The sequence below is a fragment of the Chloroflexota bacterium genome (assembly GCA_009840355.1).
GTDB lineage: Bacteria > Chloroflexota > Dehalococcoidia > Lucifugimonadales > JADFKI01 > Bin90.
Map to the genome: position 1 here is coordinate 1 of VXNZ01000036.1, position 12,632 is coordinate 12,632.

Here is a 12,632-nt window from a genome sequence, read left to right on the forward strand (position 1 = left end):
GCTGATTCTCGACGGTTTGTTCCGTCGTCGAAACCCGCAGCCACAGAGCGACGCGGATCTAGTTGTACCCAACCATCATGCACTTGACGCCGACAACAGGTTCATCGTCGTCATAGTCCGCGATTGACTGCCGCGGAGTAGGCTCCAGGCTACACGGCAATATAAACGACAGCGACGCCCGTGATTCTGCTGGAGCAGGCGTTTCGCAGAGTGCCAGTCCAAAGAGCACGCTGTCAGGAACTTCGCCGGTCTGCGTCCTGTTGTGTCGTGCGCCTGTGGCAGCTCCAGCAGATTCTTGTGGGCGCTGTCGTTCTAGTTCTAAATGAGCCAGGATTCGCACTCGTAAAGTTATGCGGGCAGGTAGATGTGAGCTTCATTGTCAGGGCTCTCGATGAGAGGCTCCTCAGTGGCTTGGCCCAGCGTTGAGGATGAAGGGTCGAGACGGAACACAACCGGCGCAGTGCTTCCTCCCCACGATGCCACAACTTCCGTATAGACGGGTGAGGCTTTGGCAATGGCTGCGTCTCTGATGAATCGTGAAGTGCTGAGGCCGGCCTTATTCGCTGCCGCCGCGACAACTTGAAGGGCGCTGCTGGGGAAGGATACGGACACGACTGTCCGACGGTTCCTCACAGGCTCCGACTTAACGGGATCTTCAAAGTCCCAGTTCTGTTCTTCTTCCAAGTCTGTCATTTCTCTTTCTATCATTTACATTCCTTCCTTTCTCAGCCGCGCCTCGTAGGTGTCGCTACACCGCCACGCAGTGACAGGTCTCCAGACACCCAAGATACGGGTAGGTTCAATGGGCACAATTATACACTGTCCGCCGTGGTCGCGCCCCAATAGTAGCCGCTCTGCACGTCGTTCATTGCGATTTCTATAATGAACGAATGGATTATCGAGTACTTGGTCAACTTGGCGATCAGTTAGTCCGTGACTGGCAAACTTCTCCAGATTTTCATCGTCAAATACGAACGTGTGAACTGCCAGTCTTGACATGTACTTGGCAACCTCCTACAATTGTAGTGTAATTATACTACATATGTAGGAGGCCTGTCGTATGGAAGTGGAATGGCTGATAATTGCTGACGCTGCTCAGGTAGTCGGAGGCAAGCTTTATATCCTCGGAGGAGGTTACGACCGCGTAACATTGCCGACTGGCCCTCCTGCCCCACACAGCATGGCCATGGCTGTGGCCTTCAGAGTCCCTTGGAACGAGACGAACGTAAAGCATGACTTCGAGCTCGAAATTCTGGACGGCGACGGTCGAAAGATTTTCGGCGGCAACGGCCAGGTCGAAGTTGGCCGCGCTGCTGGAATACCTCCCGGACAGGAGCAGCGAACGCAATTGGCAATGAACATTGGATGGCGGATCGAGAAGCTTGGCTCCTATGAAGCGGTCGCTCGTATAAGGGATGCGGAACGAAGGTTCCCCTTCTACGTCGTCGCGAACAGAGGCTCTGCTGCATAGAGTAGAAGTTTGTAATTTGGCGACACGTACAACGGCTAAACAATCGGTACATGACGCAGCCGTCGGTGCAGGCAAAAGTAATTCCGATACATCCTTGTATATCGGCGGTAGGTCGTCCAACTTAAGGGAGTGGTCCAGGTAGGGAGCGTGGTCGCGAATGCAAGGAATGGGGGAGAATTCTTGCAGCCCGTTTCAGAGCGAATTGCTTCGCAGCGGCTGCCTAAGTGGTTCGAGTATATGCAGGTGGGCCTGAGTGCACGGTAGGTGGAACTATCTTTGAGATGTGGCTGGGCAGCCTGTGAAACCCCAGTCTCCATCGGGCCATTATGACAGGACGGCGTGGCCCCGGCAAACGCCGCAATACCTTCCTCGCGGAACCACTGTGCGCGGGATCTTCCCTTGAGCGCCTAAACGTTTCTCGTTGCCGGTCGCAACCTCAATATAGTAGCATGTGATCTGAAGATGAACGCTATTGAAGGGTCGTGACTGAGATATGACGACGCCGACACGCCGACCCCGAGAGGAGACGGCCCGTCTCGGGAAAGAGATTTACGAAAGGGACATCCGCCCCCTTGTTGAAGCTGACCATCATGGGGAGGTCCTGGCCATAGACGTGGACAGCGGAGACTATTCCACCGGCGACAACGTGATTGCTGCAACAGGCCGTTTGCGGGAGAAGCGCCCGAACGCTATCAATGTCTTGTGCGAGCGGGTTGGATACCGGGCGCTGTACAACTTCGGAGGTGGACGCTTGCGGAGGGACGAGTGATCGAAGGCGCGGTGAACGCCAACTATGAGCCGGTCATTTCGCTTCCCGTGCAAGGCCCGGCGGGACAGACCCTGGAAATAGATGCCGTGGTGGATACCGGATTCAACGGGTTTCTTACCTTGCCTACGGCATTGGTAGGGGAACTGTCGCTACCGTTCGCCAGCATCGGCCGGGCGGTTCTGGCCAACGGCAGCGAGGTAGCTTTCGATGTTTACGAGGTCACCGTGCTCTGGGACGGTCAGCCGAGAAATATCGAGGCTGCGGTGACCGATGCCGTATCGCTGGTAGGTATGCTATTGCTCGACAGGCACAACTTGAACATCGAAGTCACCGACGGAGGACGCGTGGTCATACTACCGACGGAGTGATTTCAGCCCGGGCCGCAACCCCAACGAAAATAGAGGGCAGAACACCGTTCAAAGAGATATTCGGCCAGCGATAGCCAACGAGAGGACTGACCACAGCGGGAAACCGCATACTTCCCTGCTCAACAAGACTGCACCTTACGCTCTAGAGCCCGCTGTCCCACCTGTGGCGCATTTAGCGCTACGGGTCGAAGTTTGAGTTACACTTTCCTCCCCTCGACCGGACGCTACTTCCCGGAAATTATCCAACCTGTTAGACCCAACCCGCCATCACTGCAACGGGCACATCTGTAAAGTGACGGATTTTGTCGCATCGGTCGTTAACAGATGGGGGATTCCCCACCCAGCGTTTGCTTTGTAGACAAGACCCTCTACGAGGTAAGACCACAAGACCCCCATGCCACATTCGCCGGGGCCAGGAATCCAACAAGGAGCACAAATAGCTTGACCGATACCTTCCTTTTGGGAGCAGGTTTCTCAAAAGCAGTCTCGAACCAGATGCCAACAATGAAGGAGCTATACAACCTTCTCGAAGGGCTGATCGGTCAAGCAGACGGGTTCAACCGCGAAGTGTACGAGTACGCATCCGGGAACGCCGAAACATTGCTCTCCTACTACGCAATACCAGGCCCGCACGACGATCCTGTTGAGGCACTCCGTAAACGCAGAGTCACTGCTTTAATCGAGATAGGCATAGGAGAAACAATCAGGAATAAGGAAACAAGAGCAGAGCTTTCCGGGCTGAACCCCAGCGCCAACATACTCCTGGAGAAGTGGCACCAAGATCGCAGCCATATCCTGACGACAAACTACGACACGCTCGTCGAACGAATCGCTTCGCAACACGATCTTTTCTACACAGACTTGTTTCCTGTTCCAATCACAAACGCCACAGTCCGCGACGGCGGAGCCATTTTAGGTTCGGAGTACCCCGACACCTTTACCCTATACAAACTCCACGGTTCAACGGCCTGGTACAAGTCGCAGAACGAGTCAACTTCCGACTCCATCTACGGCCTACCCCACAACCTGGTCGGAGATCCCAAATACCAAAAATTCGTTGCCGACAAACGCCGCTTCATCGTCCCCCCGGTACTCGACAAATCATCTTTGCTAAACCACGAAACTATCCGCAACTTATGGTCCCAAGCCAAACAAAAAGCCTTGATCCAGGCAGACAATATCTACGTCATCGGATATTCTCTGCCCGAAACAGACATTGCAATGCGAACATTATTATGGGAAGGTACCCGAACCCGCTATTATCCGAACTCCCCAACCCCAACGAAATCGCTATACGTGGTTGACATCGACAACCAAGTCGCCCGGCGGTTCAAGAACATTCTAGGCGCTTACTACCACGTATACGACCGATTCACAGGCTCCCACGACATGTTTGACAAATTCGTAGCTGAGTACGTCGGACAGTAAGTTAAACAGCCATCCACGGAGAACACATTCAAATTCGCTGTAAGGTTCCTCCCAATCGGCACCGCCGACTAGCACCCCGCACTCCGTGGCCTCAGCTCCACCGGCTCCCCGACCAGCGTCACCCGGCGTTGGGCGTAGCCGATGCTCAGGTTCCCCATGGCATATGGAGCCGACGGCTCGTCTGGGAAGTGTTTATCTCTCGAACACGAGGGCACGTCCATCGTCGCTCTCTATGGTCAACCGTGACTCAATTGAAGAGTAACGCTGTGCGCCAATCAGGATGTCCTTCATCGCTGTAAACGGCGGAGCGATAATGTGACTGTCTCATAAGTCGGCGTAATCGTCGGGGTGTAGAATGTCGGGAGACTTGGGATTGGGAGGATAGCAGATGCCGCTTCGAGAGATGAGCCGGGATCAGGCTTGGTTGTTACCGCCTACACTCGACGAATTAGTCCCTCCAGATCATCCGGCACGGTTCGTAGCCGAGTTCGTGGACGCGCTGAACCGCGACGACTGGACAGAGTTGGGTGTGCAGCCGGACGGAGAACCACTGGGAGCGCCGGCCTACCATCCCCGTGCGTTGCTGAGCGTTTGGCTCTACGGATTCATGACCGGCGTGCGCTCCTGCCGGAAACTGGAGACAGCCTGCCAGGATCAGATACCTTACCTTTGGTTGACCAGATGGTGTCAAGGGCGGTGCAAAAACATGCCACCGGGGTGTCGCTGCGGAGGGAAAATGTCCGCTTAAATGCGAAGCGAAAATGTCAGTGTCAATTGTTCAAGGATTATGTCCTCTTCAGCGAGGGCAGGCTTGGGATCTCGGACCGGCTTAAGGGTGATGTCGAGGCTATCGTGCTGCTCTGTCTGAGACGGTAGCTGTCGCCGTTCATCTCGATGATGTGAACGTGGTGAGTGAGCCTGTCCAGCAGAGCGCCGGTCAGGCAATGAAGGATCTGCCGGGTATGGAGCGTCCCAACCGATACAAGCGCCCCGCGCGCATCAACCTGACCGACAGCGATGCAAGGTTGATGAGGACTCGTCAGGGCATTGTGCCAAGCTACAACGCCCAGGCAATGGTATCGCCTGTCGCCACCGATGAGGGAGTAACTGGGATGTTGGTCACCACCACGTCCGTGGCGGTGACCAACCATTCATTGGCGCTGGAGTAGAGGCTGAAACAACTAGTCCTGCCGGGTATCACGAATGGACCATCAACGCCACAGATAAGCAGAACTCGGCTTTTTTGACAGGTCGATCATCGCGCCCTTGACAGCGTACCCGGCTTGACACCCGGGTGAACATCATCTGAGCATCTTATAGAACGCTTTCACTCGTCTGGGCAAACCGATCAGGTTATAGTTCCACTCAAGGCCTGCCTACTCCGAAAACCCTAATGTTTAGACCGCATATCCGCCAAGCGCAGCCCTTTCTGAGACAGACACATTATGCCGCCGCCGTTCATACCGGTGATCAACTGCGACCATCTCTAACGCTTGGATAACCAATCTAAGGTCGTGTCATTCAGGTGGGAGACAGACGCTTGTTTGTCGTCCGATAGTTGTCAAATTTTATGACCCGCCCCTATTAATTACATCTGATAAAGATGTTCGACAGTGCAGTGATCAGTTTCCACCAACTTCAACCATCGTTGGTCAAATGGGTCGCTCTCCGTATCGCTCTTAACATTGTCCTGAGTAGCGAAAAGTACATATGAGGCGTGACACTCATGCACAGAGCTGCTGTATCTGATTCCGTCAATTCGAGAGTCGCCGGCATCGAACCGAGAACGCAAATACTCCGTAACGACCTGCGTCGGAATATATTCGACGTGTTCACTTCCGTCACGCATGATTGGCCGTGAGATCTCTTCGGCGACGTGGTGAAGGAATGTCAGGGCAGTTCTAGATGAAATTTCAGAACTCTCTGGAAATTCTTCGAATAGACTGGGAATCGGCGGAATATCGGATAAGTCAAGGATGATTACAGAGCGACCTGTCTCGAATTTACCCACAGCATAGCTCCCAACTTTATCCGCTATCTCTCTAAGAGCCGTCTCTTGAGTTTCGCCCCCATAGAACATTACGATGCCGGCAGGGCTCATTCTATTCGATTGAATAGCCAGTTCTTGCGGAGGAGGTCCTAATTCACCGGGCGTCTCGAAACATTCATCCTCTTCTTCGTATCTTGCCCTATAGATTATTCTGCCCGGTTCGAGGGTCTTGAATAATTCGACCTGTTCGGCATAGGCGAGAATCTTTCTCAATGTTTCGGCGGGAAAATCCAGACCAGGTTCGTCGGTATCGTAGTCAGAAAAGAAATATCTACGACGGTGCATAGTAACTTCGCAGAAGTTGTGCCAGTTGTCATCAACCTGCTCACGTTCGTTACCAAGGATACCTGCCTTGTCACACCAGGAGTTGTCGTCAATACGGCTGATTAGTTCTCTGCTTAATTGATAGCTTGGGAAGTCATTTGGCAAGTCCAAACACAGTTCGTCAAATAACAAATCCCATTTGTCCCAGGTTCTCCATAAGTATCCCCCCTCCCTCGATATCCAGGGAACCTGATTTGCTGCCTCATCATATTCCAAATAAAGACAGTTATTGATGTGCTCCGCAACTTCGCCAATCGACGCTGCTATTGGAATTTGCCCGGCATTTAAGCAGAACTGGCACGTATTGGCAGAGGCCTTCGACTCTATAAATGACTTAATGCCTGGATCGGTGAAGCAGTCGCCACACACGTACTTGTCTGGCCCCTGCCGGCCCCATATTAATTCAGCTACTTTGCCCATCGGAGCAGCAACTGGGACATCGTCTGCCGCACCGCAAAAGGAACATTCCTTTGCAGTGACGTTCTCCTTAATATAGGCAGCTATTTCGGCATCAAATCGATAGCAGTTTGAGCACACGTATTCGTCGGATGGCATCTCTGTCCTACAAAGCATATCTTGCGATCAGTCACATTCGGACTCTGCAAGTGTCATTTTAGATGCCACAGATCAGTCTTGTCCAAATTGAGAATTGCACAACAGACCAAGTACCCTAGGAAACATGCCGAACACATGGTCTGTCGCTTGACAATTAAGCAAGGCATGCGCGGATTCATACCAATCTTCACTCTTTAGCTAAAGTAGGATGTTGATGGAAAATTGGTGCAGAGTACGAAATCTCCGGGCCGATTCCATACAATCGATTTTAGCAGGACTCGCCGCCTCATTCTTCTCCGTGGAGGAGGCCGCTTCAAGAGAACTCAAAGGCAACGAAATTCTAGTCATTGAGTCTAACTTGCCATAATCCTTCAAGAATCGAAGATGCGTGGGACATCGCTCCGAGCATTAAGTCATTCATCGAATCCAGCGTCGAATGAGTCTGGGAAATCGGGAGTGTCCTCCAAGAAGTTCATTGTGAAGAACTCTGCGAAGTTCATTGTGAAGAACTCTGCGGTGGAGACCGGATCTCGGTACATTTTCTTTCCACGTTTCTGTGTTGTTGCTCAGCGATTCCGTCCGTGAGAATCGCCGGCGCATTTTCGGGCTGTGGTTGTCGTGTCCGGAGGGTCATATTGGCTACTTCCTAGTTGCGGTATAAGTGCCCTTGTACGGCGCACATCAACCGCACCAAACAGGGAGGTGGGGAGAAAATGACGACACCTATTGTGATGACTGAAGAGACATACGACACTCGTGAAAGCGGATTTACGGGAGAGCATACCGACAACGCAGCTACCGTCAGCAAGCGCAATGGCGTCGAACCGGACGGGCTGCTTACCCCGGCGCTTGAGGCAGTCACTCATGAGGGAAACGACCGCCTGACCGAGGACGACCGGGCGCACCTGGCATCCGTGCTGGGACACGAGGTGTCCGAGAACACCAGGAAGAACTACGACTCCCAGTGGCGTCGCTTCACAGGATGGGCGCGTGAGAGGGACATAAGTACGCTGCCCGCCGATCCGCTGCAGGTCGCGGCATACCTCGCGGAGCGAATGGAGAAGCACGGGCATAAGCCCGCCACGCTACAAACCGCAGCGGCGGCTATCGGGTTCGTTCACAGGGCCGGGGGACTGCCGGACCCGTGCGAAAGTGCGGAGGTGAGAAACAATCTCAGAAGCGCGCGCAGGAAGGCCGGAATGGAGCAGAGACAGGCTGAAGGACTGACCGACGAGGCGCTGGACGCGATAGTCGCCACGGCATGCCTTCCGCGGCGCTGGCGAGGTGGAAGGACAGAGAGTCCTGAGGCTGCAGAGCGCAGGGGTACGCTGGACATTTGCGATAGTGCGAGTGATGAGGGACGCCCTGCTGCGCGTGTCCGAGGCTGCCGAGCTTATTTGGGGAGATATCGAGGAAGAGGAGGATGGCACGGGACGGCTGCTGATAAGGCGCTTGAAGACAGACCCGGAAGGTGAGGGCGCCGTGGCGTTTCTTTCAGTGCCCACGATGGATAGCCTGAAGGCGATACGCGCCAGAGGGCCGGACGATTGCAGGGTCTTCGGGCTGAGCGCGGGTTGTATAAGCAGGCGCATCAGGCAGGCTGCGTATGCTGCGGGACTGGGCGAGGGATTCAGCGGACACTCGCCGCGTGTGGGTATGGCGCGAGACCTGGCGCGTACCGGGACTGCGCTTACGCGGCTGATGACGGCGGGACGCTGGCGCTCACCCAGGATGCCCGCGCTATACACTCGCAACGAGACGGTCGCTCGCGGAGCTGTGGCGCACTACTACGGCAGTCGGAGTGCGCGCGGGGCGTCGTCGAAGGTGGCGACCATGGCGACCGAAGAACGCGCTGGAGACGACCTGCGCGAGGCCGACGAAGATGAGGCCGATGCGTGTTCAATGTATAATACTGCCTGTGATATTGATGCGGGGATATATAAAAGTTGTCATTCCTCGGGAGGATATGTTAGAATGCCCGAACCGCAAAATAAGGTGAATCGGGTGCCGCCTGCTGTTGATGTACGCCGTATAAGGGCACTTATAGCCCAGGTCCTTCAGGGTGCCCTGGAAGAGTTTTTCTTGCTCCCTGACTCGCTTCCATTTCCCACCGTAAATGGCATTCCTAGTTTATCGCCTGTACCTCTTACTTAAACCTACCTTTATATCAGTACATCCAGCATAGCAAACTTCGACGTGTGCCGTCTAACGCCGGAACTGCCATTTTCCCTCTCGGCGCCGCAGGCTTGCCTTTGCCCGCCAACTCTTGCATAAAGCGCGCTGCTACCTGCTTCCGGCAGATCGGCGCAAATGAATGGCAAGAGGGGGGCTGATAAGCCATATGCTCCATAAGCGCGAGAATGTCGGCAAGAGGGCTGAACTGATGGGCAGCACGAAGTCGGAGGGCGAGCTGGCGCTCAACGCCGTGTTGCAGAGCATCACGGACGCGATGCGCGAAGGAGACAGAGTAGTGCTGACTGGCTTCGGCACCTTCGAGACGCGCGAGGTCGGCACCCGAAAGGTGCGACCCGTCAGAGGCGCGAACCGCGGCGAACCCATCGAGGTTCCGGCTCACAGGGCCGTGCGCTTCAGGGCGGGTGGAATGCTGAGGCAGGTGACGAGAGAGTAGGCGACTTCCGGCGACTATTGCCTGAGAGCTTGCCGTATAGATGACAGGTTTGCCCCTTTGGGATAGGAAGCGGAGTTAGGCTCTTCAGCACGGCAAAGGATGTCAGGGACCGGATCGAGGCTGAACTCTGGCCGCACTAAGGTCACGAGCCCAAAAGGCATGAAATGGAGATTGACGCAGATGCATCAACGCCTTTCTTCACGGTATGGATTCCCAGCCTAGTTGACCCGTACATCGGTGCTCAGGGCATTCCTTGAGCCTCAATCAGGACTGATCCCACGATAGCCGGTTGGTGTAGAGTCATTCCCGTTGACCTATCGGGATTGGATGGCACTCGTCAAGTACGAAGTGCAGAAATGAAATCAAAGTCAGACAGTCGACAGCATCTTCTAAGTCGCGCTGCCACTTCACTCTCGGTGTATGAGCGATTGGGTTGCGGAACATCTGAAACGAGCCAAGTATCAAGTTCATGAATCCGTCGTGTTCATTTTGTTCGGTCTGGCTACCAAGAGAATTGATGACCAGTCTGGGTAAGCCGTTCTTCGGACGCTCAAAGGATTGTTTTGCCAGATTAACGCCGTCGATCTTCAGTCCGGTCTTTTCCCTAATCCTCTCCGCTAACCCCTTGGCTGCCTCAAATACGGCGTGGAAGTAGTTCTCCTGCATGTACTCTGACTTGCAATACTTTTGAACTTCAGGGTGAACCCGACGACTGGAAAATTTATTTGTAACTGCCGTAACTCTCCGCTCAGCCTCCGACAGGGTGCGTGTCTCCACGACTCGGTAAAAATGGCCGTCATCTCTGTATTCGTATCCGGAAAACCTGAGAATACGGTTGATGTCATCACAGAACTCCGCGAATTTATCAGGATTTCCGGCGTAGAGGACAAGATCGTATAGAGTCCGAACCAGATGAAGAACTCCCTGCCCGCCGTTCTGCTTATACATCACCTCCACTGCGTACAGTAATCGCTCTTTTTTGGACGAGCCTATTATGTAGTAGTCTCGACCTGCTTGTAGACCTGACTTTCTGAAGCTCGCTTCCTGTGGGGAAGGTTCTGGAGTTGGCTCAACGATATTAAGCTCTCTGAACTTTCGGTCCAACACTCTATGAGTCACCTCGTCGCTCACAAGTCGATCTGCTATCTGTTCCAGTTGCGCGGACGTGAAGGAAATTCGCCTGGAAGTCTCTGAGTGGCTGTTGGTCATATCCTCTCCTGGCTGTATTGCTCTGCTACCCTAAATTAGTCGCACTGTCCCAACTATCCGTCCTCGAAGGCGCCCCTGGAAGGATTCGTATCTGAGAAGAACGTTGTGAGGTGAATGGCAAAGGGAAGCACTACGACAATGACAAATAGAATGACGGCGATTCCAACCAGTATAGGCAAATACCCGGAAGCATCGCCTTCAGTTTTGGTCAACGATAATCCCCAAATGGAATAGCCTATCCATCCCTATTCGATGGACATAACGTGATCTTTCTCTTAGTGCGCTATGATCCTGACGCGGTGCGTTCTCTTGTGGATGAGTGCAACGCATGATCAGTCGAGAAAATATATCATCTATGTAGTCCGTCTCACTCCCATGCGTTTGCAGCGCGTCCCTTCTGGTGACAAGGGTACTTGGGATTACCTCTGGCGACAATTGAGACGCTCTAACTTTTGCTCCGCCCCACTGGCATGTTATTGAACCGCCCTTGACAACCTGGGTTTTAAAACTGCGCCTTTCAATGCCATGATTAGGAGCGGCTTCTATCGCGCAGGCCCTATTCTATCCAACCGATGACGATCATCAAAACCAAGAACTCGGTTATTACCGACAGCGTGAATGGCGGATCACCGCGGACTACTCTGTGAACGGATCTCCTCGCGGTCGAAGCCTTCAAGACAAAGAGAAGGAGCTGCTTCTCGAACTCGACCAGTTCTTTTGGGGAAAGCGGGCACATTCCAGCAGGGCACATCGCCGCGTTGACGAAGCCCTCGTTCTGGCGCAACCTACGCTCGGCGAGTTGATGGCTATGGTTAGGCGTTTGATCGTACCTGATGACTTTGCCGATAAAGCCAAGAGAACCTTCGGAGACCGTGTAACTGCGATAAGTCAGCTGGAAGAATGCCAATAGTGGGGCTTTCGACCGGCTTTGTACAGAAATGGAAGCTAGCACAGAAATTGGGTTTTGCATGAATAGTCGGGAGAGTCACCTTTACAATTGTCTGTTTCACAGAAAGTCCGACTCCTTAATCGCAGCCAATTCTTGAAGTCCGGGTGATGAGAATTAAAGACGATTTCATAGATCGTCTTAGCAGATAAAGGAATACATTGATAGCTGTACCGGCACACGGTATAATAATTTCATGATCCGTTCTTTTCGCCATAGAGGGCTGAGGCGACTCTATGAGCGCGACGACCCCAGCAGGATATCCGCCGACCAGTTGGACCGAATCACTCTCGCCTTGGCAGATCTGGATTCCGCTGGTAAGCCAGGCGATCTCGATCTCCCGGGATACAGACTGCACCCACTCAGAGGGGACCGAAGAGGACTGTGGAGTATTTCGATTACTGGCAACTGGCGGATGACCTTTAGGTTTGAAGATGGCGACGTGTACGACGTTGATCTAGTGGATTATCACTAATAAGGAGAGAGAGACCATGCCCATGAAAAATCCGCCCCATCCGGGGCGCAGCGTCAGGGAGAACTGCTTGAATCCCCTCAACTTAAACGTTACTGAGGCAGCGGAAGTTCTTGGAGTTGCCCGTCATACCCTTTCACGGGTACTGAACGGCCACGCGGCGATCTCGCCCGACATGGCCATCCGACTAGAGAAAGCCGGGTGGTCCAGCGCGGACTTCTGGCTGAGCCGTCAGACGGCATTCGACTTGGCTCAGGCACGCAAAGGTGAAGACAGAATACGGGTGGAGCGCTATCGGCCACTACACACTGCGTAGTAATCGCCCCCATGTTATTAGCCGACCGAATGCAATAATTTGGGAATTATACGGAAAGGTTGACAAGATAACCAAGTCCTGCTATACTCAATATC

Annotated in this window: 13 protein-coding genes and 1 pseudogene; 9 read left to right on the forward strand and 5 right to left on the reverse strand. The window is 53.6% G+C overall.

The window, feature by feature from the left end:
* Nucleotides 1-348 precede the first annotated feature (348 nt).
* Nucleotides 349-708 (reverse strand): hypothetical protein, encoded by a 360-nt coding sequence (locus F4X57_10210; GenBank protein MYC07528.1) that lies wholly within the window; start codon nt 706-708, stop codon nt 349-351.
* 352 nt (nt 709-1,060) lie between these two features.
* Here F4X57_10210 and F4X57_10215 point away from each other — a divergent pair, with 352 nt between their 5' ends.
* The 4 genes from F4X57_10215 (at nt 1,061) to F4X57_10230 (ending at nt 4,784) form a co-directional block, all read left to right on the forward strand.
* The gene (locus tag F4X57_10215) at nt 1,061-1,471 is read left to right on the forward strand and encodes a hypothetical protein (GenBank protein ID MYC07529.1); all 411 of its coding nucleotides are present in this window, start codon (nt 1,061-1,063) and stop codon (nt 1,469-1,471) included.
* A gap of 702 nt (nt 1,472-2,173) precedes the next feature.
* Nucleotides 2,174-2,608 carry a clan AA aspartic protease gene (locus tag F4X57_10220; GenBank protein ID MYC07530.1) on the forward strand — a complete coding sequence of 145 codons (435 nt, stop codon included), beginning with the start codon at nt 2,174-2,176 and terminating at the stop codon, nt 2,606-2,608.
* 324 nt (nt 2,609-2,932) lie between these two features.
* Entirely contained in the window at nt 2,933-4,036 is a 1,104-nt protein-coding gene (locus F4X57_10225; GenBank protein MYC07531.1) for a hypothetical protein, read from the forward strand.
* A 388-nt stretch (nt 4,037-4,424) separates the two neighbouring features.
* Nucleotides 4,425-4,784 carry a hypothetical protein gene (locus F4X57_10230; GenBank protein ID MYC07532.1) on the forward strand — a complete coding sequence of 120 codons (360 nt, stop codon included), beginning with the start codon at nt 4,425-4,427 and terminating at the stop codon, nt 4,782-4,784.
* 109 nt (nt 4,785-4,893) lie between these two features.
* Here the strand turns inward: F4X57_10230 and F4X57_10235 are convergent.
* Nucleotides 4,894-4,977, reverse strand: a pseudogene (locus tag F4X57_10235) (ATP-binding protein).
* Nucleotides 4,978-5,624: 647 nt separating this feature from the next.
* The gene (locus F4X57_10240) at nt 5,625-6,983 is read right to left on the reverse strand and encodes an RES family NAD+ phosphorylase (GenBank protein ID MYC07533.1); all 1,359 of its coding nucleotides are present in this window, start codon (nt 6,981-6,983) and stop codon (nt 5,625-5,627) included.
* Between the two features lie 695 nt (nt 6,984-7,678).
* Here F4X57_10240 and F4X57_10245 point away from each other — a divergent pair.
* The 3 genes from F4X57_10245 to F4X57_10255 all read left to right on the forward strand — a co-directional run bounded on the left by F4X57_10245 (nt 7,679) and on the right by F4X57_10255 (nt 9,594).
* Nucleotides 7,679-8,440 carry a hypothetical protein gene (locus tag F4X57_10245; protein ID MYC07534.1) on the forward strand — a complete coding sequence of 254 codons (762 nt, stop codon included), beginning with the start codon at nt 7,679-7,681 and terminating at the stop codon, nt 8,438-8,440.
* Nucleotides 8,310-9,119, forward strand: a complete 810-nt coding sequence (locus F4X57_10250) for a tyrosine-type recombinase/integrase (GenBank protein MYC07535.1) — start codon at nt 8,310-8,312, stop codon at nt 9,117-9,119. The genes F4X57_10245 and F4X57_10250 overlap by 131 nt, the downstream gene beginning before the upstream one ends.
* Before the next feature lie 160 nt (nt 9,120-9,279).
* Nucleotides 9,280-9,594, forward strand: a complete 315-nt coding sequence (locus tag F4X57_10255; protein MYC07536.1) for an HU family DNA-binding protein — start codon at nt 9,280-9,282, stop codon at nt 9,592-9,594.
* A 300-nt stretch (nt 9,595-9,894) separates the two neighbouring features.
* Here F4X57_10255 and F4X57_10260 read toward each other — a convergent pair whose 3' ends face one another.
* Entirely contained in the window at nt 9,895-10,803 is a 909-nt protein-coding gene (locus tag F4X57_10260; GenBank protein ID MYC07537.1) for a TIGR02391 family protein, read from the reverse strand.
* A gap of 556 nt (nt 10,804-11,359) precedes the next feature.
* A complete protein-coding gene (locus F4X57_10265) occupies nt 11,360-11,710 on the reverse strand; it encodes a hypothetical protein (protein MYC07538.1) in 351 nt (116 codons plus the stop codon).
* A gap of 235 nt (nt 11,711-11,945) precedes the next feature.
* Between F4X57_10265 and F4X57_10270 the strand changes: the two genes are divergently transcribed.
* Complete coding sequence (locus tag F4X57_10270) at nt 11,946-12,224, forward strand: peptidase (protein ID MYC07539.1); 279 nt, start codon at nt 11,946-11,948, stop codon at nt 12,222-12,224.
* A gap of 16 nt (nt 12,225-12,240) precedes the next feature.
* Nucleotides 12,241-12,537, forward strand: coding sequence for a HigA family addiction module antidote protein (locus F4X57_10275; GenBank protein MYC07540.1), 297 nt, complete (start codon nt 12,241-12,243; stop codon nt 12,535-12,537).
* Nucleotides 12,538-12,632 lie beyond the last annotated feature (95 nt).